We start from the raw sequence: 19,833 nt of genomic DNA, 5'->3' as shown, positions 1-19,833 counted from the left end.
CTATAGGGCGGGACCAGATAAAAAGTATTGTAATAAGGTAGTGATGTGATTGAAAGCAATTGAAAAATACCAGCGTTTATTCCTGAGCCAGAATCAACAGCGACTGAGAAATTGGCTGACTGGTGAAGAGGACGTTTCTGAAAAGGAATTGTACCAGTTTCTTCATACAGTAAAGGGGACCGGGGCACAGATTGGTTTTGCCAATTGGGCAAGCATTGCGGAAAAATTGGAGCAGGAAGTCGATCCTGATGCAATGCAAATCTGGCCGAAAACCAAGTTGTACCATTTCCTGCAGCCTTTTATTGCCCTTTTTGATGACGAAAGGATGGAAGAAGAAAGCAAAGACGAAGGGGAGGCTTACCTGTCTGGGGAAAGGCAGCAGGAAAGGCCTTTAATATTTGTGATAGATGACGATGTCGTCCTGCTACAATATATAAGGGAGCAGCTGGAGCAAGAAGGTTTCATGGTAATTCAAGCAACAAGCTACAAAGACCAGGCAGTCCAGCATTTTTATCGCTGAGAGCCTGACTGCATCCTGATTGATGTCCATCTGCCCGAGAAGGATGGATTTCATATCCTGGACATCCTGGCCCAGCAGGCGGATGCCTGCCATGTTCCGATTTTCATGATGAGCGGCCATAACGGCTCAGAACAAAGGATGGAGGTTTTCCGGTCAGCCGATGCCTTCATGAACAAGCCCATCAATATGGAGGAGCTGGTTATCCGGTTAAAGCGGGTGACTGCGAAAAGAAACAGGATGCTTGAGTTGATTTTGACCGATTCCTTAACGGGAGCGTTTAATCACAGATATGCCTTGGGTGAAATCAGGAGGAGGCTCGAATTGCAGCGGGATAATCAGGAAAGCTTTTGTGTTGGAGGTATCAATATCAATGGCTTTCAAGCTATTAATGAACAGCATGGATACCCAAAAGGCGATCAGCTGCTGCGGCAACTGTACAATTATATCCAGGAACAGATAAAGCCTTATGACGTGATTGTACGTTCTGAAGCAGACTCCTTCCTTATCCTCTTTTCTCATGCTGCCCTGCAGGAAGCGAAGAGGGTACTGGAAAAACTGATAGACGGATTCCCGGAAATGGTCCGGGAAAAAGTAGGCAAGGAAATCGAAGCCACAGTCTCCGCCAGCCTGATTGAAATCAATCATCCGGATGTTTCCCCAAAAGAGTGCATAAGGAAACTCGACTCGACTCTCCATGGCGGTACTGAGAATAAAACTGGCCAGCTGCACGTCATTAAATGGGGAGAGCAGGTTAGGAAAAAAATAGTCAGGCTTGCCGTAATTGATGATGATCCCATCATTTGCGGAATGCTGGAAGCCCAACTGTCGGATATTGGAGGTAACGATTTTGAAACGGACCTGCGGACATATGGAAATGGGGAGCTCTTTTTTGCCGATCCCTGGCATAACGAACATGACCAATATCTTTTGATTTTGGATGGAGTCATGCCGCGAATGGACGGCCTCGAAGTGATCAAAAGACTACGAAGCAGCGCTGATAAAAGAAAATACACCATTATGATGCTTACAAACAGGAGAGGTGAGCAGGATGTTGCGACCGCCATCCAGCAGGGTGCCGATGATTATTTAAAAAAACCTTTCGGGATGGAAGAATTGAGGGCCAGGATCAAAAGGCTGATCAGAGGCAACTCATGAACGTAATCCTATATTTAATTACAATTGTCTGCCTCTATCTATTAGCAGTAGTTTTCACGATATTCATTGCCCTTTATGTGGCAAAGGTACGGAGGCAAAAATATAGCGAAAAAAAAATCGGGATAATGCGCAAGTATCAAAAAGGTATTGACTTGTTACTGGAAAGTGGGCTTCCTCCAAGTGAAATTGTGCCCAAAACAATGCTGGAGCAGGAAGTGCTGGAAGAAGAGTTCGCCCGCCGTTTGAAAAATGAACACCTGCTGCTTAAAAACATACAGCCTTTCATTCGCAAGCATTTCCTTGCCAGCTATAGAAAAAGGCTGAAGCATTCACGTCCGGAAGTAAGGATGAAAAGTATGGTTTACATCGGCCTTTTCCACTTAACTGAATTGGAGAAGGAAATTAACTCACTGTTAAACCGGAAGGAAATCTCAAAGCAGGAAAAGTACCAAGTCTATTTTACGCTTGCCTCGTTATCAAGCAGGCAGGTTCTTGAAATGCTTCAATCGGGCGAGGGAGAACTGCCGCTTTTTGTCCGCCGGGGAATCATGGAAATCTTCCTGGCTGAATCAGATGCTTCTCCTGTCATCCGCGAATTTTACCTTTATCCCCTTGAGATTCAGGAGTGCATCCTGGATGTGCTGCAGAATATGCATGTCCGGAATGAGGAGTATCTGAACTTACTGGAAGAGCTGATACAGGACGAGGTAATCATGTCACAGGCTGAGTATCTGGAACTTCGGATCCGGATTTGGAAGGGAGTAGCGAGCTTCGGATATTTCCCTAAAACCTCCCTTATCCTGGATTCTGTCCCATGCGCCAAAGCGGTGCCGGAACGAATTATGCTTGCAAGGTCAATGGGCAGCATCCGTAGCAAGGAGTTTCTGCCCTATCTCGAAACGATGCTCGGCGACTCCTCCTACCTCGTAAGAAACGAGAGTGCGAAATCCATTATAAAGTACCCGGAAGGAATGAAATCTTTGAACAGAATTGCTGCCTATCACCCCGACCGGTTTGCGCGTGATATTGCGGGTGAATGGCTGGAAAGGAGCCATAAGGATGCATAGTCTTTCAGAATGGGGCAATGTTTTTTTTCTTGCCATGAATCTCGTAGTCATCGTGTTCATCCTTTTCGTTTTTGCCTTTTATTTGGCTCTTTTCCTGATATCCGCGAAGAAATTAAATAAGGAGCGCGGGCTGGACTCCATCCTGTACTATCAAAGTCTTGAGAATTCGGCACATACCCTTCCGCTTTCCATCATTGTGCCGGCATACAATGAGGAGGCAGGCATTGTCGGCAGTGTCCGCTCCCTTGTTGGCGGGATGCAATACCCGCTCTATGAAGTCATTGTTGTGAACGATGGTTCAAAGGATCAAACATTGAATAAAATGATTGAAGAATTCAGTATGGCGGAAATGAATCAGAAGGTGATTCATAGGAAAGGAAGTTTAGTTTCAAAAACAGTAAAAGCGGTCTACCAATCTGCCATTTATCCCAACCTATTTTTAATTGACAAGGATAATGGTGGAAAAGCAGATGCGCTTAATGCAGGAATCAATCTTTCCAAGTATCCATATTTTGTTTCTCTTGATGGAGATACGGTACTCGACTACTCCGCCTTCATCAGAATCATAAAGCCCATCCTTGAAGCAAGCCCTGGCGAGGAAATCATCGCTTCCGGAGGCACGGTCGCCATCGCCAATGACTGCCATATAGAGCGGGGAGAATTGAAGGCGGAAGATATCGTCCTTTCCCGGAAGCCGGTCGTCATCATGCAGGTAATCGAGTACATGCGCGCTTTTCTGCTGGGCCGAATTGGCCTGAGCCAGCACAATCTCCTGCTGATCATATCAGGAGCCTTTGGAGTATTCAAAACCGATTGGGTGGTAAGAGCAGGGGGCTATAAAGTTGATACAGTCGGTGAAGACATGGAGCTGGTCGTAAGGCTCCATCGGATGATCAGGGAAGAAAAGAGCAAAGCCCGGATTGTGTATACGCCAGACCCAGTCTGTTATACAGAAGCACCTGAAGAACTTAAAATTCTTCACCGCCAGCGTACAAGGTGGCACCGGGGCACATTCGAGTCTTTGTGGGCTCATCGTAAAATGATGCTAAATCCAAGGTACGGAGGAATCGGGATGATTTCGATGCCTTATTTCCTGTTTGTTGAACTTCTGGGTCCGGTCATCGAATTGCTTGGCTATTTAGCCGTAATCACAGGGCTCATTCTTGGGGGAGTATATATCAAGTTTGCTCTTCTTCTCTTTATTCTGACCTTCCTGTATGGATCGTTTTTGTCAATCGGTTCGGTATTGCTGGAAGAGTGGCTGATCAAACGGTATCCGAAGCCCCGGGACTTGACCAGGCTGATGCTGTATGCCTTGTCCGAGTCTTTCTGGTATCGTCCGATCATGACCATCTGGAGATTCCAGGGTCTGATTCAGGCCATCAGGGGAAAGAAGCATGGGTGGGGAGAAATGACCCGAAAAGGGGTTTCCTCCTAGAATGGAGAGGAGGATGAAAGCTTTGGCCATCGTTTTAGGAATCGCCATACTTTCGCTGTCCTTAAGCGGAACAAGGCAATATCCGCTGGCAACCTGGCTTTGGGACACCCAACTCATTGAGCATTCCCCCAAGGAAGTGCTGGCCTTTTTAGAAAACCAGCAGGTGAAAGCTTTATACTTGCAACTCGACCCTGAAATGGATAAAGCCACTTACCAAACGTTCATCCAAAAAGCAAACGAGGCCAATATTCAGGTCCATGCACTCGGAGGCGAGCCTTCATGGGCCCAGGTACAGCATCGCGCACATTATCGGGAATGGCAGCAATGGATTGAGGAGTATCAAGTCAGCTGTTTCCATCCTTCGCAAAAGTTTGCGGGTATCCATCTCGATGTAGAGCCATATCTTCTTCCTGGCTGGACAAGGGAGCAATCGGAATGGAAGGAAGGTTACCAGAGTCTCATTAAGGAGGCCTCTCACTTTTCAAGTGAAACTGGACTCTCATTTGGCGTGGATATTCCCTTTTGGTGGGATGTAGTTTTATTTAAAAATCAATATGGCAAGGGATCTTTGGCAAAATGGGTGATGGAGCACACCGATTTTGTCACGATCATGGCTTACAGAAATTACGCCAAAGGAAGCAATGGGATGATCGATATCACATCTTCTGAACTAAACTGGGCAAAGGAGCTGGGAAAACCAGTTTCGATTGCAGTGGAAACATTGCCACAGGAGGAGAAACATACGACATTTTCAACTTCGGGCCTGAAGGAAATGCAAACTCAGCTTAACCTGTTTCTACGTCATGTTCGCCATGAATCGGCCTTCGGAGGATTTGCCATCCACGATTTATCCGGATGGATGAGACTGGCAGATAAAAAATCATGAAATAACACAGGAGATAACATCAACTACAGAAGGAGATTATAGATGGCTAAGAAGATATTGATCGCTGAAGATGAAGAAGTTCTGCGCATGCTGATTACAGATACACTCGAAGAAGAGGGATATGATATTGATGAAGCCTGTGATGGCGAGGAAGCATACCAGCTGATCGAGGAAAATGAATATGATCTGGTCATCCTCGATTACATGATGCCGCAAATGACCGGACTGGAAGTCATTGAAAAAATCAGGGAGCATGAGGATGACAGCAAGAAAAATGTTAATATCCTGATGCTCTCGGCCAAAAGCCAAAAACTGGACCAGGACAGGGTCATGACCGCGGGGGCCGACCATTTTATCTCCAAGCCCTTCAGTCCTCTCGCCCTGATTGAGAAAATCGGGGATATTTTAGATGAATAAAAGCTCCGTTAAAAAAACAATCAGGATGAATATTTCGTTCATCTTAATCCTGCTTATCTGCATCCTGGGATTGCGCTGGTACCAGGTGCAGCTGAAAAACACCTATGATCAGCAGTTGGATGTGCTTACGGAGAGAATGGACATCATACAAACGATAGAATCCTTGTTTGACGATACCTTTTACCAGGGCCGCAGTTATATAGCCTTTGAATTACAGCTTTTTTTGGACAAAATCGATAAAAATGGGAATCTGCTCGATACCGAAATATCCAGAATGGAGACAAAATGGGACGGGGAAGACGTCCTTGTCCGTGAAGTAAGATTGTTTAAGGACTGGTATTATACTGACTATCTACCTTTGCTTGTCACATACAAGCAGGAAAACAATCAGGCAGGCATCCAGCAAGTAGCACTTGACCAGGGCGGAGTGGAAAGAGTCGATGCCTTCCTAAGCATCCTAACCCGGGAATATGCGCAGCTAAGTCTGGAGCGTGAATCGCTGCAGGCAGAAAAAGAGGATAAAACGGCAAATAGCCAATTGGTTTTCTTTGTTTTCATCCTTGTGATTATTATGATCTTTTTGGTTATATTCAGGCTGTTTGTCCGTCAGCTGGCGCTTCCTTTACAAGACCTGGCTGAAACGGCTTCACAAATCAGCATAGGCGCCTATATTGACTCGTTTAACTATACAAAGCGCAATGATGAGGTAGGCGTTCTTTCCCGCTCATTGGAAAAGATGGTCCAAAAGCTCCAGAGCAGCGAAACGGAGCTGATGAACCAGAACGAAGAACTTCTTGTACAGCAGGAAGAACTGACAAGCCAGCAGCAAAGGCTTGAGGAGGCATTTCAAAAATCAAGGGAAAACGAAGAATTGCTCAGCCGCCGGAACCAGTTTATCAACGGCCTAATCAACACCCTTGACAGGAAGGAATTGCTGGACAGCATCATCGACAGCATGGTTCATTTTACAAAATCCACAAAGGGTCTGATTGTCCTGCTGGACGAAAATAAAAGCAGAGCATCCCATGGCCTGAATAATCAAGAAATACAGCAATTCCTGGCCAGCATAGATGAAAGTGCGGGAATTACCAAAATGAAGAGGACCATGGAACCATTTGTGGTTAGGCGTGAAAGCACGCCAGGAGAGCGAGGGTATGTAACAGAGCCTTATTCTAGCTATGACCTGACACTGCCCATTTTCCTTAAAGACAGCGAGCTCGCTGCTGTCCTGATGGTTACAAGGCTTGGCCACAAATTCAGCGATAAGGAAATAAAAGGATTTGACGGTTTCTGCAAACAAATATCATTGTCCCTTGAGAAGTTGAATTTGTATCAGGAGTCGGAAAACAGCCGCAAGATGGTCCAGAACATCCTCAACTCCATTCATGAAGGCATTCAGCTGGTTAATGAGGAAGGCGAGCTTTTACATGTGAACGAAAAGCTTAAGGAAATCCTTGGCCTGGAAAACCAGACACTTCTTCGTGGCCCCTCTAAAAACTGGATAAGGCAGTTGAAGGAAAAGGCGGAACATCCGGATCAGCTAGTGGCTTTCCTCCAATCTTCAATTCATGGGGAACAGCAGGATGAATCCTTCATTTTCCAGTTAAAAACCATACCTGCACGAATGGTCCAGCTTTATGCCCAGACTCTGTACAGGGATGGGAAGAAATCCGGCACGATTTTTGAGTACCACGATATTACCAAACAATATGAAGTCGATCAAATGAAATCAGAATTTGTCAGCACGGTCAGCCATGAATTAAGAACGCCGCTTTCGAGTGTGCTCGGATTCACCGAGCTGATGCTGAATAAAGAACTGAAACCTGAAAGGCAAAGGAAATACTTGCTGACCATCTCACAGGAGGCCAAGCGTTTAACGTCTTTGATCAACGATTTCCTTGATGTCCAGAAAATGGAGTCCGGCAAGCAGACCTACCATAAGGATTTTTGTGACCTTCAGCATATTGTAGAGGATGTTGTCAGGACACAAAAAGTCAATACCGACAAACATGAATTTGTAGTGGATGTTCAGGCCGCTCATCGCACCGTATTAGGTGACCAGGACAAGCTCATCCAGGTGTTCGGCAACTTGTTGAGCAATGCGGTGAAGTATTCGCCCAACGGAGGCAAAATCATTGTTAAGATTAGGGGGGAACAAACAAGAGTCGCGGTTGATATCAGTGACGAAGGGCTTGGAATCCCTCCTGAGGCGATACCGAACCTGTTTGCAAAGTTTTATCGGATAGATAATACGGACCGCCGGAAAATTGGCGGGACCGGACTGGGGCTTTCCATCGTCAAGGAAATTATTAAAGCCCATGACGGTGATGTTCAAGTGAAGTCGGAGCAAGGAGCCGGAAGTACATTTACCGTCAGGCTTCCTCTTGTTATTGACCAAGGCGACAGTCTAGCTGAGCCAGAGGAGAAGGGGGAATCACAGGCCCATATTGTCCTTGTCGAGGATGATCTTAGCCTTGCGAGTCTGTTAAAAGACGAATTGAAGGATAATGGATTTTTCGTTACCCATTATACAGACGGAGACACGGCAATTGAAGCGATCCTGAACAAACTCCCGGATGCTGTGGTCGTTGATATCATGCTGGAAAACAGCATCGACGGCTGGAGCATCATCAAAAGGCTGAAAGCCGAACCAAAAACCGAAAATATCCCTATCTTCATTTCGACAGCGATGGATGAAAAAGAAAAGGGCCAATACTTCGGGGCAGCAGGGTACCTGACCAAACCTTTCCAACTCAGCCGGCTTTCTAATTATATTCTGCAAGTATTGCTCGAAAACGAACGCGAAGGGCAGATTATGCTGCCGAACCCCGAGAAGGATGAAAGCTGACAAGAACCGGTTTGGTAGATAGACAGATAAATAGATACACAAAGAAAGCTATCCTCCCTATGGCCCGGAGGATAGCTTTTTAGCATTCTATTGTGAAACAGCTCCCCGTATTTCCGACTTTGAATAAGTTCCAGTATCATAGCTTCCTTCAAACCAGCGGCGGGCATTGTCCACCATCATCATTTGAATTTGTTGAATTGTGACTCCGCTGTTTTTAAGTTCAGGGATCACTTCCTCCAGAACAAAACTCATGGTCCACTTCGGGAACATTTGCTGTGGAATGTCTTCAGGATACCAATCAATAGTGCAGCAATGATCCTGTGAAAGAAACATGCGATCGGCATAGCCTTTTTTAGCCAACTCTATAACCGTGGTATTGCGGTTCTCAGTCGGTACTTCTCCTGTTAAACCATAACGATCCATTCCAATGAAACAGCCATATTCAAGTACGCTGAGGATATATTCCAGGTTATCTGTATCACCAGTATGGCCAATGAGAATCCGGGATGGATCAACACCTTCCTCGATAAGGATCTCAAGTTGGCTAATACCGGTTCCTGAACCAGGATGGGAATGGGTCATAATGGGCACACCTGTTTTTTTGTGGGCGCGCGCTGCGGCCCGAATCACTTTTTCAACATCTGGAGTGACTCCCTGAGCATCAGTCGCACATTTCAGGAAGCCTGCCTTAATGGAAGTGTTTTGAATTCCCACTTCAATATCGCGGACAAACAGGGAGGACATATAGTCGATATCACGATTCTGGAAGTGGGGCGGGATATAATGATAGGAGTAGATTCCTGTGGCAGCAATAATCTGGACGCCTGTTTCGCGTGAAATCCTCTCAATAAAACGGATGTCGCGCCCGAGTTCCATAACCGTCGGGTCACAGATGGTTTTAACCCCAAGCCGTTTCACCTTGTTCACTTGCTCCACTGCTTTTGCAAATTCTTTCTCTTCATCATACAAATGGGGAAACTGTACAAATACAGCTTCCGAGCGAACCCGCATATGCTCGTGGATGAGGGTTACCCCCAATTCCGACGTTTCAATCGGTCCAGTTACTGAATTAATAAGTGCCATTCATTTCCTCTCCTTCATTTCTCATAAATGATCACCTTTTACCTTCATGCGATGAAGAAATATCTTATGTAGAGCGAATACTCTGTTTTTGAAAATTATGAATTATCTGATATAAATAGTACCAAGATAAAGTTCGGATTGTCAACGCCATTCTGGTGGTTTCATAAAAAGAACCCGCCTTATAGCGGGTTCCTTAAATCTCTATTATTTTACTTCTTCTTCTTCAAGCTCTTTCATTTCCTTATGGGTTTGAGGAAAGCCGTTGGCCTGCCATTCGGCCCGGTAAGCCGAGTCCAGCAGGGTGAGGCCTTTTTCTGCGGGATCCTGATCCGCCTCGACACTTTCCACCTGGTCGATTTTCTCGCTGTTTCTCATATCTGTATCCTCAAGCACTTTAACTTCCTTGTCTTCATGCTGAATGGTGACTACTTTATGCTCCATTTCCTCTTTTTGCTGTTTTTTCCTGCTTGCGACAGTATATGCCAGAGCGCCGCCCGCTAGCACGGATGCTGATATCAAACCAATAGTAGACTTTTTCATAGTACCCCTCCATCTCTTTTTCTGCTATATACCCGTTTTAAAAGGTTTTAAAAATGACATTTGTTACAATCATCAAAACCTTATAGGACAAGGATGTTTTCTTGGAATGGGGCTGGAAAAAGGGGAAGATGAAATTACCAGAAAATTTCATATCAGAATTATTAAACAAATGATATAATAGGGTTGAAATCATGAAAGGAGATGTTTCACATGGAGTGGGATTCTTATGTAACCCAAACAAGGGCGAAAAGTTATTTTAATTTCCTCCATACTCCCTGGGGACAGTACCAGGTAGATTTGACTCCTGAGGCAAAGATTTACATTCCCACCTGCGGGGTTTGGTCCAGCAAAAGTAAAGAGAAGCTGCTTTCCTTGATCAGGAAACGAGTAAACGAATTGGACAAAACCGCTAAGATGGAATACGCCAGCAAGCTTAGCGTGTTTGTCATCGAAATGAAAGACATGGATTCCGCCAAAAAAATGCTCCAAGAGGTAAAAAAAGTGGTTTTTTATTATGTAAATAATAAAAAATAAGCCCATGGGGGGTCTTTTTTTTTGCTCAAAAGGAACAAGATTCCTTTTAAATTGGCCATATTGGGAAAGTAATACAAGCGGAAAGGGGATAGACCATGAAGGGTACCATTTTAAAGTCACTGCAAAAAATTGAGTCAGACTTCGAAGTGAAAATTCTTTACGCCTGTGAATCAGGGAGCAGGGCATGGGGGTTCCCATCAAAAGACAGCGATTATGATGTGCGATTTATTTATATACATAAAAGAGAACAATATCTCACCATTGATCCGATGGGAATCGGTTCAAAACGGGATGTCATTGAAGAGCCGATTGATGATTTGCTTGATGTTTCCGGCTGGGACTTAACGAAAGCATTGCGGCTGCTGAGGAAGTCCAATCCGCCTTTAATGGAATGGCTTCATTCAGGGATAGTGTACCACCAGGCCTTTTCAACCATTGATCAGATGAAAGAGCTCGGCAAAAGCATATTTGCTCCCCATTCCTGCCTCCATCATTACCTCAATATGGCCAGCAATAATTATAAGAAATACCTTGAAGGGGAAGAAGTCAGGATAAAAAAATATTTTTATGCGCTTCGACCCGTTTTGGCTGCCAGGTATATAAAAGAGTATCATCGGTTTCCGCCGCTGCAATTCCCGGTTTTAATGAACACACTCGTGCTTGAAGGGGAGCTGAAAGCTGAAATAGAGAACCTCCTTCAAAGAAAACTGGATGGCGAGGAACTGGAACTGGATCCAAAAAAAGAAATCCTGAACGAATTTCTCTCTGATGAAATTTGCACACTACGCGAATATACAAAAACGCTGGATCATAAAATTCCGGATTGTACACCGCACTTGGACAAGCTTTTCAGGGATGCGCTTGTAGAAGTATGGGATAAGTAGTCTTTAAAATCATCCTTGGCAAATCAATTATGACCTATAAAAGATGGTAAAGGCCCATCTTGTCATAGCCAATGTACATTCTCTCCTTGCAGGCATAAGCTGATTCTAGATAAATGGGGAGGGATGGCAGGAATGTATTATCAGCCCTACTGGAACAATGAGTATTTGCCAAATAATCAATACTATCCCAATGGATCTTATTTTCAGCATCCATATGGAGGGAACAGCTTTACCCAAAGCCTCGTCACTGATCAGGCAAGTGCGCCCGGCCCAGGGCATTTAGCTCAGGATGCGAATAGGCAGCGAACCGATTTCGGGCCTGATCCTTTTGTGGTCAACATAGAAGAGGCAACGACGCGGAACAACAGCTTCCGCCGGGCCTTATGGACTGGACGGCATTTTCAGATTACACTGATGAGCATTGGCCCGGGAGAAGACATTGGCCTCGAGATTCATCCCCATCTTGATCAATTTCTCCGGATTGAACAAGGGCAGGGAATCGTTCGAATGGGAAAACAAAGGAATCAGCTGAACTTCCAGCGGAGAGTTGCCGATAACTTTGCCATTGTCATCCCAGCAGGAACATGGCATAACCTGATCAATACCGGCAGGGAAGCTCTTAAGCTGTATTCCATCTACGCGCCGCCGCAGCATCCATTTGGGACCATTCATCGTACGAAAGCAGACGCAATGGCTGCGGAAGAACATCAACGGTAAAGATGAAAAATGCGTTCATCCTGTATGAACGCATTTTTATGTTCCTTTGATACCGGGGACTAAAGAGGAATCGCTTCATCATATTCCAGGTAGGTGCCAAGATTAACCTGAACATGATGCTTCCATTTATGCAAGGGAATGTCCAGGCTGTCCAATAGCTTATAAGCATGAACCCAGGCACTCATTTCAGCATGGATACGATAGGAACGGTCCTTCAGCCAATTATCGTAATCCAGCTCACCATTTACGTAATCGATTAGATGGCCGATTTCATGGGCGAGTGCATAGGCATTTTCCAATGTGGTAGATAAAGGGATGGTTATACTCATATTGATATTAAAGGTGACTTTTTTCTTCTGATTATATATGACACAACATCCCATTTGTTCAGCAACAGCAACCAATTCCAAAAATTTACCGTAGGAAATCAATAAGATTACTCCTTTCTCCCAACCGTCATGCTTCCATTCTTGCTAAATGGAAACAGGTTTATACTCTACTATTACTTATGTTCTAATAGAGCAATTATGCTTGCCATTCTATTGGGAGGAAGTGGTACATAAAAAGCTGAATTCCAGGGAATTCAGCTTTTTTCTCTATTCCTTGGTAGGAAACGCCCAAACAGATACAGAGCCGCCGTTTACAGGGAAAGCAGCATAGCCATCTTCATCGATGGTGATTTGTTCCTTTCTCGACCCCGTCAGGTCAATCCATGCTTCACCAGCCTTTTGTTCCCCTACGAACATTCTCTTTTCACCTTCATCGCCATTGGAAATGACCACTGCACAGCCGGAGTGGCCAATCTCCTCCGCACCATGCCTGACCCAGCCGATGACATTCGGGTGGTCGAAATAATCCGTCTGCTCGCCGTAGGCCTTATGGAATCTGGCCTCAAGCAGCGGGTCGAGGATTTCCTGTTTCCCGTCTTCCGGATCCGGCCCATTTATTCCATAATAATCGCCGTAAAAGAGGACCGGATAGCCATCCTTCCTCAGCAGGATCAAGGCATAAGCACTAGGCTTGAACCAGTCCTGGACCCATGATTCCAGCGACTCATGGGGCTGTGAGTCATGGTTGTCCACAAAAGTGACCGCATGAAGCGGGTGGGAGTGGACCAGGGTACCGTCAAACAGGGTGGTTAAATTGAACTCACTCCCCTCAAGAGAAGCCTGATGCAGCTTATAATGGAGGGGAACATCAAACAAGTCGATTTGATAATCCACCTCATCAAGGAAGTTCTGGCAAGGTTCCAAATCCGGCTTCCAGAATTCGCCGACAAAATAAAAATCATCACCGCGGTGCTTCAGCATTTCGCCGGCAAACTCCCTGACAAACTGGTGATTGATATGCTTAATGGCATCTAGCCGGTATCCGTCACAATCCAGCGTGTCGGCCAGCCATTTTCCCCATTCAATCATTTCTTCTCTGACCCCCGGATGGTTATAGTCTATATTGGCAAACATGAGATAATCGTAATTGCCAAACTCATCATCCACATGATCGTTCCAGTCCTTATTCTCGCCGATAATCTTAAAGACCCCGAATTTACCTGTTTTCTCGTCATAATCGGTTCCATTGAAATGGCCAAAATCCCATTTAAAAGAGGAATATTTATCCCCGCGGCCCGGGAAGGTAAACTTTGTCCAGCCTTCGATATCAAACGGTTCCGATATTTCCTCCGTCCGGTTATTTGGATCCACTTCAATTACGGAAAACACTTCCGTTTCATCCGCACCGGCTTTATGGTTCATCACAACATCCACGTAAACTTTGATGCCGAAATTATGGCAGGCGTTAATCGCCTCAATCAGTTCATCCTTTGTTCCATACTTGGTCCTGATTGAATTTTTTTGGTCAAATTCTCCCAAATCATATAAATCATAAGGGGCGTACCCATTATCTTCGTCAGTCGTTGCCTTGGTCACCGGCGGGATCCAGACAGAGGTGATGCCCTTTTCAATCAATTCCGGTGCTTTTTCCTTTAGACGGCGCCAATGTTTGCCGTCTGCTTCCAAATGCCACTCGAAAAATTGCATAATCGTATGGTTGCGTTCCATAACTTTTTCCCCCTAAACACAATGATTTCCATCATTTCCTAGATTATAGAGATACTTACCCAGTTATCGATAGAGCAAACCATGTCCGTTATTTTAAAAATGCTGAAATCACCTCTATGATGAATAAGGGAAGAGAAAATGAACTTACTAATAAAGAGAGAATTCATGTTTTAAAAGGATGGAGGGACTCAGGTGAAAAGTGAACAGCTGGAACTCATTGAACAAATCAGGAAAGCGGAAATTGTCCAAAATGAGAGGTGGGTGGAATATTGGTCCCATTACTCCCATTACTTCACATGGCAATTTTGGGTGGTGCTCTCTCTGTTTGTCATTCCTCTCATCCTTGTTGTCTTATTTATAGACCGAAGAAAAATATTCCTGCTTGGTTTTTATGGATATAGTGTGCATGTCTTTTTCGGCTATACGGATATATTCGGCGTCAATAACGGCTACTGGACATACCCTTATAAACTTATACCCATTCTGCCAGCAAGCATCACCCTGGATGCTTCCTTGGTTCCTGTCATTTATATGCTATTTTATCAATATCTGCTGAATCACGGGAAAAATTATTATCTCTGGATGCTGGGACTGTGCCTTACACTCGCCTATGTGATGAAACCGCTGATGGTAGGGCTTGGCTTGTTCCATTTTGGAGGAAAGGAGAACTTCTTTGTTCTTTTTTTAGGCTATGCTTTTACTGCCCTAATCGCCAAAATCATTATGAACACTTTCCTCTATTTGAGTAAGAGTAATAAGTTCAGCCTGAACCGGGAATAGCGAGCTGTTTTCGTTATTTTTGTGTAATTTGGTTATATTATTAAACGAGGTGAAGAAACATGGATCGCAAAATAGACCGAAGCGAGGGAAACATCAATTCGGAATTGGGCGGAATGGGTCTCTATGGTACCACATCGAATGCAGAGGTTGCCGGATATAAGGCTTCCGGCGACATTGAAAATGCCGGTAGACTGGATAAAGGTTTTCAAAAGACCGAAGAGCAAGATCTCCAGGCAAGAGCGTCATTAAAAGAAAAAGGTCAAAAAGATTATTAATTTGGAGGTGTCAAAAATGGCTAAACATAAACATACCGAATTGAAGGACAAAAAGGCGATGCCCAAAACCGATCAGGAATTTGCGCAGAATGGCCTTGAAAAAATCGCCTTGCGGGCGCAAAAAAGCCAATTAAAATAAAACCCAGATAGACCGCGTTTCTCGCGGTCTTTTTAAATAACATGATTAAAAGGCAGCACCAAGGGTAGAGTCCAAGTAAAACAGTGAGGTGATTTTCATGTCAAAATACCATCAGGAAGAAGTAGAGAAGCTTAGGGAGCTGATCAAGGATATCGACACTGCCATGCTGACAACCAAGGCACCCGAGGGCTTGGTGTCACGCCCAATGAAAACCCAGGATGTCGAGTTTGACGGGGATCTCTGGTTTTTCACCAAGAAGGATACAGATAAATACCAGGAGTTCCTCATGGATGCGGATGTCAATGTAGCATATGTTGGAGATTCCTATGTTTCCGTCAGCGGCAAGGCGGAAATAGTCGAAGACCTCGAAAAGAAGAAGGAGCTTTGGAGTACAGCTTATGAAAAAATCATGCAAACCACCTATGATGACCCAAATGTGATTCTGGTGAAGGTGCATGCCGAAGCAGCCGAATACTGGGAGACTGGAAGCATCACAAAACAGGCTGTATTTATGCTTAAAAGGATGACAGGCCAGGAAGCGGATTCTGCTAATATAAATGAAACAATCGAGCTTGAGTAGAAACTAAGGGTGACTCTAGGCCGTTCGGTTGTGAAATTTTTACTCAGATGTAAAAATAAACGGAAAAGTTCCTCTTAAATCGGGAAATACCAACATTTCCCGCAATATAAGGGGAGTTTTTCCGTTTATATTCATTTAATCCATGAATTTAACCCTTAAAACAGAAGTTAATTGGAAATTTTCCGCTTATTTCTGCTTTTTAGGGCCCCTTCATATACCTTAAACGGAATTTCTCCGCCTATGAACTTCTTGCCTTTATGACTTCAACAACTTGAGGAATAAAATGAACGTATGAGTCAATATGGAAATCAGCCTCAATCTCCCGATTCTGGAAAGCCACCGTACTGATCTTCAGCTTCTTCGCCGGAATCAGGTCCAAATCGCGGTCGCCTACGACAAGGTCGATGTGATAGGTTTCCAGGACGAATTCGTATGCGGAAGAATCCGGTTTCCGAACGAAACCCTGCTCCTCGACCGCTACAATATCCGTAAAATACTGTCTTAAGTTGAATTTCTCCAAAAGGTAGATGGTTGATGCCTTGTCACGATGAGTCACAATAATATTCATATCTGCCTGCGCCAATACCTCTTCCAGGTGTTCAAATGGGATGGAGGTCTCCTTGGCATGCAGGTTATGCAGCCTCATGTATTCTTCCCTCTGGCTTTCATCAATGCCATAATGCCTGAAAGCCGTCTTGGAATCGATTTTTAGCCATTTCAGCACTTCAGTGCGATCAAGCTCCTTGCCGCTAAGCTCAACAAAGCCTTCTACCAGCGACGGATATGTATCAAACAGGGTACCATCAAAATCCCATAAAATGTTCATGTTCATCCTCTTTCTGTATGAAATTCTTCCTTCTAAAAAGATTAGGTTACTATTTATGAAAGAATTATGCAATTTTAACTGGAAGGGTTCGCCGTCCGTTTGGAATAGTGCGAGCCGCGGGTATAGTAAGGAACAATCTAACCGCGAACGAAGGGGTGAGAACTTTTGCCATACGCAGATATTAACGAATCTTTATCGCTTTATTATCAGGTGAAAGGCGACGGAATGCCGATTGTCTTTATTCATCCCTTTGTAATGGGCCACAATGTTTTCAAGCACCAGGAAACCCTGTCAGAGCGCTATAAAACCATCTTCTATGATCTGGCAGGACATGGACGGAGCTCGAAAGGCGGCGAGCCAATTACCATTGAAGGATTGGCAAATGACTTAAGAAAACTGCTGGATCATATCGGAGTAGAAAAAGCCGTACTATGCGGTTATTCCTACGGCGGGCTTGTTGCCCAGGAATTTGCCTTAAAGTACCCGGACAGAACCGTCGCCATCATTATGTCAGGAGGTTTTTCCGAAATCAACAATCTTACCCCAAAGCTTTTCATCAAAACCGTCATGTTTTTGGCCAAACTTCGGCAAATGTCCATTGTTGCAAAGCTTCAGGCAAAGCTGAATAAAAGCAGCAAGGAAGATGAACAGGAGATTTTCGAATATGCCCGCCTATCAGATGCCCGGCGTTCCTATGAATTTTGCAAAGCCGGACTTCAATATAAAACTACTCCATTCCTTCACAGGTTAAAAATGCCGATTCTCCTTATTTATGGCTCCAAGGAGAAGCCCATGCACCATTACCGAATTCCTTTTCAAAAGAAAGCACCCCAAACGGAAGTCATCTTTATTGAAAATGGAACACACCAGTTGCCGCCGCGGTCGCATCTTGAATTCAATAGTGCTGTAGACCGCTTTTTGCGGCCAATTGATGAACGGTATAGGGTGGAAGAAACAGTCGAGGCGGAAGGACTTGGCTAGTTATGTTCGGTTGATTGGGCCCACTTTAATGATTTTTATGGGTTTACAGCTTTTTGGAAGCGTGGCTATCACGTTTTTGCTGTTTTATGCTTGGCTTCTTCTGGTGCCGTTCATTGACCAGGCATTCCCGGCACAAAGCTTCAAGGTGACTAAACAGGGAATCATCCTGGGGTTGGCAAGCGGGGCTCTGTTCTTTTTGTTCATTTACGGAGGCCTGAACTGGCTTCACATCTATTTTCTTAAAATCGACCAGCTGAGGGTATTACTATTGGACTGGGGTTTCGCGGGGGAAGGCGAGTTCTGGCTCGTGCTGGTCCTTCTTGTAGCGAACCCGATTTTGGAAGAAGTATATTGGAGAGGGTATATGCATGAAAAGCTTAGGATACAGAGGTCGGCGATGTATACCATCTGGCTGACCTCCTGCTTTTACACGCTTTATCATCTTCTATCCGTATTCCCGATTTTCCAGGGAATCTACAGCTTAATCGCGATACTGCCAGTGTTGGCAGCCGGCCTTTTCTGGGGATTTATCCGCGAAAAAACAGGATCATTGACAGCCCCCATTATTGGACATATTTTAAGTGATTTGGGGATTGTTTGTGTCTATTGGTTTATTGTGAGGTAATGGCTACAAAATTGTTTCTTAGCAAAGAGGCGCTATAAATTAGTACCATAGAGTAATATGGGCCGTGCCGAAACAGACATCCCCCAGGAGAACCTTCCCTGGGGGATTGGATTCATTTTTCAATTGACAGATTTCAGCATTCCCTGAACGATATACCGCTCCGTTGCATTCCCAAAATAGGTGAACGGATAGCAAGTGGTAAGGGTCAAAGTGGGCTGGTCTTTCGGGACAATAACCGTCCTATCATTTTCGTCTGTAATCCAGATTTTACGAATGGTGTAAGTATAAATCTTGCTGTCATATTCTATTATCAGTTCATCGCCATCCTCGAGTTCTCCCAGCCTTACAAATACCGTGTCCCTATGTCCGCTAAGAACGGTATGGGCAATACCTGGCACCGTCGTGCTTTTGCTGATAAACATGCCGACACCTTGCTTTAAAACTTCTTCATTTGTGCCCCAATAAACACTATATTTTTGTTCAATTCGAGGAATGACGAGGGTGGCCACTTTTTCTCCCAACTCATGGTCGGGTAGACTGATTGTCTCTGCATTTTCAGGAATAGGTGGTGGATCCACTGTTTTTTTCCGTGCTTCATATTTTTCCATTTCTTCCTGCGAGACTTTTTCAGCAGATGTGCGTCCTGTGTTCCACTCCAGGTATTGATAGACTATGATAATAGTTCCTGTCAAAATCAGGAGGAAACCAAGCCATTTTTTCACGCTCAACGCCCCTATACAGGTCGCCCTGTCTTTTATGCATTTTCATCCTTTTTCCGAATCATGAGATAGGCACCCATAGCCGCAAATACAGCTCCCAACCCCATCATACTGGCAGAATTCGTCGCTGTATCCGGCAGCTCTTCTCCTTCTTGTGCAACAGTTTCATCTGCTTCTGTGGTTGATTCTTCGGTTTCTGTAGTATCATCTCCACCATTTCCTTCCTGGGAAGCCACAAAATCCTTATATTGGCTGCTGCTGATTTCACACGGTAATCCATCATTGTCCCGATCTAAATCATGCGGGTCATTTTCGGCACTATAACCATTCTCATACCAAAACTGCATCACTTCTCCGTGATTGGCGAACTCACCACAATCTCTGTCATCATCCGGAGCTGCCATAGTACTCGTACCAATTAATAGGAACCCACCTGCGATTGCCGACGATAATATTTTCTTCATCTCCATCACCTTTCTTTCCATTAATTTGGTAAATTTTCCTTACGATGCAAAGTATAGGATAAACTGACAGAGTTTTCAAATAATAATTATAGTTATACAAAAAATGAGTCTTTTTTCATTGGCTGATGTCGATAAATGATGCCTGATTCCTACTCTGTACCAGTGAAGGAGGAACCAGTAGAAAAAAATAAAAGTGCCCGGTGTTTTTAAACAGAAAGTATGAGGTATGTATTCATAAGGATTTTTACATTTATTCAACAGCCTATATTTATGAAAGGAAGTGATTGTGCTAGCCGGT

General features: G+C 44.5%; 23 protein-coding genes. 16 read left to right on the top strand and 7 right to left on the bottom strand.

Features of this window, described 5'->3' with window-relative positions; all coding sequences use genetic code 11:
- Positions 1 to 49: 49 nt before the first annotated feature.
- The 7 genes from WQ57_RS17865 to WQ57_RS17835 are packed head-to-tail and all read left to right on the top strand — an operon-like array spanning position 50 to position 8,331.
- Complete coding sequence (locus WQ57_RS17865) at positions 50 to 520, top strand: response regulator (RefSeq protein ID WP_046525125.1); 471 nt, start codon at positions 50 to 52, stop codon at positions 518 to 520.
- Between the two features lie 12 nt (positions 521 to 532).
- A complete protein-coding gene (locus WQ57_RS17860) occupies positions 533 to 1,675 on the top strand; it encodes a GGDEF domain-containing response regulator (protein ID WP_338151910.1) in 1,143 nt (380 codons plus the stop codon).
- A complete protein-coding gene (locus WQ57_RS25765; protein WP_052948810.1) occupies positions 1,672 to 2,742 on the top strand; it encodes a HEAT repeat domain-containing protein in 1,071 nt (356 codons plus the stop codon). Before WQ57_RS17860 ends, WQ57_RS25765 begins: the two co-directional genes overlap by 4 nt.
- Positions 2,735 to 4,180 (top strand): glycosyltransferase family 2 protein, encoded by a 1,446-nt coding sequence (locus WQ57_RS17850; protein ID WP_046525123.1) that lies wholly within the window; start codon positions 2,735 to 2,737, stop codon positions 4,178 to 4,180. The genes WQ57_RS25765 and WQ57_RS17850 overlap by 8 nt, the downstream gene beginning before the upstream one ends.
- A gap of 22 nt (positions 4,181 to 4,202) precedes the next feature.
- A complete protein-coding gene (locus tag WQ57_RS17845) occupies positions 4,203 to 5,066 on the top strand; it encodes an amidase (RefSeq protein ID WP_156183178.1) in 864 nt (287 codons plus the stop codon).
- A 42-nt stretch (positions 5,067 to 5,108) separates the two neighbouring features.
- Positions 5,109 to 5,483, top strand: a complete 375-nt coding sequence (locus WQ57_RS17840; RefSeq protein ID WP_046525121.1) for a response regulator transcription factor — start codon at positions 5,109 to 5,111, stop codon at positions 5,481 to 5,483.
- Positions 5,476 to 8,331, top strand: coding sequence for an ATP-binding protein (locus tag WQ57_RS17835; protein WP_046525120.1), 2,856 nt, complete (start codon positions 5,476 to 5,478; stop codon positions 8,329 to 8,331). The genes WQ57_RS17840 and WQ57_RS17835 overlap by 8 nt, the downstream gene beginning before the upstream one ends.
- Positions 8,332 to 8,418: 87 nt before the next feature.
- Here the strand turns inward: WQ57_RS17835 and WQ57_RS17830 are convergent, their stop codons facing one another.
- Both WQ57_RS17830 and WQ57_RS17825 read right to left on the bottom strand, forming a co-directional pair.
- Positions 8,419 to 9,414 (bottom strand): phosphotriesterase family protein, encoded by a 996-nt coding sequence (locus WQ57_RS17830; RefSeq protein WP_046525119.1) that lies wholly within the window; start codon positions 9,412 to 9,414, stop codon positions 8,419 to 8,421.
- A 204-nt stretch (positions 9,415 to 9,618) separates the two neighbouring features.
- A complete protein-coding gene (locus WQ57_RS17825) occupies positions 9,619 to 9,954 on the bottom strand; it encodes a hypothetical protein (RefSeq protein WP_052948809.1) in 336 nt (111 codons plus the stop codon).
- A 210-nt stretch (positions 9,955 to 10,164) separates the two neighbouring features.
- Here WQ57_RS17825 and WQ57_RS17820 point away from each other — a divergent pair, with 210 nt between their 5' ends.
- The 3 genes from WQ57_RS17820 to WQ57_RS17810 all read left to right on the top strand — a co-directional run bounded on the left by WQ57_RS17820 (position 10,165) and on the right by WQ57_RS17810 (position 12,089).
- A complete protein-coding gene (locus WQ57_RS17820; RefSeq protein WP_046525118.1) occupies positions 10,165 to 10,488 on the top strand; it encodes a hypothetical protein in 324 nt (107 codons plus the stop codon).
- Between the two features lie 95 nt (positions 10,489 to 10,583).
- Positions 10,584 to 11,372, top strand: a complete 789-nt coding sequence (locus WQ57_RS17815; RefSeq protein WP_046525117.1) for a nucleotidyltransferase domain-containing protein — start codon at positions 10,584 to 10,586, stop codon at positions 11,370 to 11,372.
- Between the two features lie 132 nt (positions 11,373 to 11,504).
- Positions 11,505 to 12,089: a cupin domain-containing protein gene (locus tag WQ57_RS17810; RefSeq protein ID WP_046525116.1), complete on the top strand. Its 585-nt coding sequence runs from the start codon at positions 11,505 to 11,507 to the stop codon at positions 12,087 to 12,089.
- Between the two features lie 59 nt (positions 12,090 to 12,148).
- Here WQ57_RS17810 and WQ57_RS17805 read toward each other — a convergent pair whose 3' ends face one another.
- Positions 12,149 to 12,520 carry a type III secretion system effector protein gene (locus tag WQ57_RS17805; protein ID WP_046525115.1) on the bottom strand — a complete coding sequence of 124 codons (372 nt, stop codon included), beginning with the start codon at positions 12,518 to 12,520 and terminating at the stop codon, positions 12,149 to 12,151.
- 165 nt (positions 12,521 to 12,685) lie between these two features.
- A complete protein-coding gene (locus tag WQ57_RS17800) occupies positions 12,686 to 14,146 on the bottom strand; it encodes an alpha-amylase (RefSeq protein WP_046525114.1) in 1,461 nt (486 codons plus the stop codon).
- 192 nt (positions 14,147 to 14,338) lie between these two features.
- Here WQ57_RS17800 and WQ57_RS17795 point away from each other — a divergent pair, with 192 nt between their 5' ends.
- The 4 genes from WQ57_RS17795 to WQ57_RS17785 all read left to right on the top strand — a co-directional run bounded on the left by WQ57_RS17795 (position 14,339) and on the right by WQ57_RS17785 (position 15,920).
- Positions 14,339 to 14,926, top strand: coding sequence for a CBO0543 family protein (locus WQ57_RS17795; protein WP_046525113.1), 588 nt, complete (start codon positions 14,339 to 14,341; stop codon positions 14,924 to 14,926).
- Positions 14,927 to 14,985: 59 nt separating this feature from the next.
- The gene (locus tag WQ57_RS17790; protein ID WP_046525112.1) at positions 14,986 to 15,201 is read left to right on the top strand and encodes a hypothetical protein; all 216 of its coding nucleotides are present in this window, start codon (positions 14,986 to 14,988) and stop codon (positions 15,199 to 15,201) included.
- A gap of 16 nt (positions 15,202 to 15,217) precedes the next feature.
- Positions 15,218 to 15,340 (top strand): hypothetical protein, encoded by a 123-nt coding sequence (locus WQ57_RS27360; protein WP_277620302.1) that lies wholly within the window; start codon positions 15,218 to 15,220, stop codon positions 15,338 to 15,340.
- Positions 15,341 to 15,437: 97 nt separating this feature from the next.
- Entirely contained in the window at positions 15,438 to 15,920 is a 483-nt protein-coding gene (locus tag WQ57_RS17785) for a pyridoxamine 5'-phosphate oxidase family protein (RefSeq protein WP_046525111.1), read from the top strand.
- 238 nt (positions 15,921 to 16,158) lie between these two features.
- Here the strand turns inward: WQ57_RS17785 and WQ57_RS17780 are convergent, their stop codons facing one another.
- Entirely contained in the window at positions 16,159 to 16,746 is a 588-nt protein-coding gene (locus tag WQ57_RS17780; protein ID WP_046525110.1) for an HAD hydrolase-like protein, read from the bottom strand.
- 165 nt (positions 16,747 to 16,911) lie between these two features.
- On the opposite strand from WQ57_RS17780, the gene WQ57_RS17775 reads away from it, so the two are divergent.
- Together WQ57_RS17775 and WQ57_RS17770 are read left to right on the top strand one after the other, a co-directional pair.
- Entirely contained in the window at positions 16,912 to 17,727 is an 816-nt protein-coding gene (locus WQ57_RS17775) for an alpha/beta fold hydrolase (protein ID WP_052948808.1), read from the top strand.
- Positions 17,720 to 18,352 carry a CPBP family intramembrane glutamic endopeptidase gene (locus WQ57_RS17770; RefSeq protein ID WP_052948807.1) on the top strand — a complete coding sequence of 211 codons (633 nt, stop codon included), beginning with the start codon at positions 17,720 to 17,722 and terminating at the stop codon, positions 18,350 to 18,352. Before WQ57_RS17775 ends, WQ57_RS17770 begins: the two co-directional genes overlap by 8 nt.
- A 119-nt stretch (positions 18,353 to 18,471) precedes the next feature.
- On the opposite strand, the gene WQ57_RS17765 is transcribed toward WQ57_RS17770, so the two are convergent.
- Positions 18,472 to 19,080 (bottom strand): class D sortase, encoded by a 609-nt coding sequence (locus tag WQ57_RS17765; protein ID WP_046525108.1) that lies wholly within the window; start codon positions 19,078 to 19,080, stop codon positions 18,472 to 18,474.
- 26 nt (positions 19,081 to 19,106) lie between these two features.
- Positions 19,107 to 19,535 carry an excalibur calcium-binding domain-containing protein gene (locus WQ57_RS17760; RefSeq protein ID WP_046525139.1) on the bottom strand — a complete coding sequence of 143 codons (429 nt, stop codon included), beginning with the start codon at positions 19,533 to 19,535 and terminating at the stop codon, positions 19,107 to 19,109.
- Positions 19,536 to 19,833: the final 298 nt, after the last annotated feature.

This window comes from Mesobacillus campisalis, from assembly GCF_000986785.1.
GTDB lineage: Bacteria > Bacillota > Bacilli > Bacillales > Cytobacillaceae > Mesobacillus_B > Mesobacillus_B campisalis.
Note: the sequence above shows the minus strand (reverse complement) of the source record. Positions and strands in the feature narration are given on the sequence as shown.

Excerpts from the sequence above, each read along its gene's own strand:
- WQ57_RS25765 (WP_052948810.1), top strand. The coding sequence starts at position 1,672 with ATGAACGTAATCCTATATTTAATTACAATTGTCTGCCTCTATCTATTA.
- WQ57_RS17850 (WP_046525123.1), top strand. The coding sequence starts at position 2,735 with ATGCATAGTCTTTCAGAATGGGGCAATGTTTTTTTTCTTGCCATGAAT.
- WQ57_RS17840 (WP_046525121.1), top strand. The coding sequence starts at position 5,109 with ATGGCTAAGAAGATATTGATCGCTGAAGATGAAGAAGTTCTGCGCATG.
- WQ57_RS17835 (WP_046525120.1), top strand. The coding sequence starts at position 5,476 with ATGAATAAAAGCTCCGTTAAAAAAACAATCAGGATGAATATTTCGTTC.
- WQ57_RS17830 (WP_046525119.1), bottom strand. The coding sequence starts at position 9,414 with ATGGCACTTATTAATTCAGTAACTGGACCGATTGAAACGTCGGAATTG.
- WQ57_RS17825 (WP_052948809.1), bottom strand. The coding sequence starts at position 9,954 with ATGAAAAAGTCTACTATTGGTTTGATATCAGCATCCGTGCTAGCGGGC.
- WQ57_RS17820 (WP_046525118.1), top strand. The coding sequence starts at position 10,165 with ATGGAGTGGGATTCTTATGTAACCCAAACAAGGGCGAAAAGTTATTTT.
- WQ57_RS17815 (WP_046525117.1), top strand. The coding sequence starts at position 10,584 with ATGAAGGGTACCATTTTAAAGTCACTGCAAAAAATTGAGTCAGACTTC.
- WQ57_RS17810 (WP_046525116.1), top strand. The coding sequence starts at position 11,505 with ATGTATTATCAGCCCTACTGGAACAATGAGTATTTGCCAAATAATCAA.
- WQ57_RS17800 (WP_046525114.1), bottom strand. The coding sequence starts at position 14,146 with ATGGAACGCAACCATACGATTATGCAATTTTTCGAGTGGCATTTGGAA.
- WQ57_RS17790 (WP_046525112.1), top strand. The coding sequence starts at position 14,986 with ATGGATCGCAAAATAGACCGAAGCGAGGGAAACATCAATTCGGAATTG.
- WQ57_RS27360 (WP_277620302.1), top strand. The coding sequence starts at position 15,218 with ATGGCTAAACATAAACATACCGAATTGAAGGACAAAAAGGCGATGCCC.
- WQ57_RS17785 (WP_046525111.1), top strand. The coding sequence starts at position 15,438 with ATGTCAAAATACCATCAGGAAGAAGTAGAGAAGCTTAGGGAGCTGATC.
- WQ57_RS17780 (WP_046525110.1), bottom strand. The coding sequence starts at position 16,746 with ATGAACATTTTATGGGATTTTGATGGTACCCTGTTTGATACATATCCG.
- WQ57_RS17760 (WP_046525139.1), bottom strand. The coding sequence starts at position 19,535 with ATGAAGAAAATATTATCGTCGGCAATCGCAGGTGGGTTCCTATTAATT.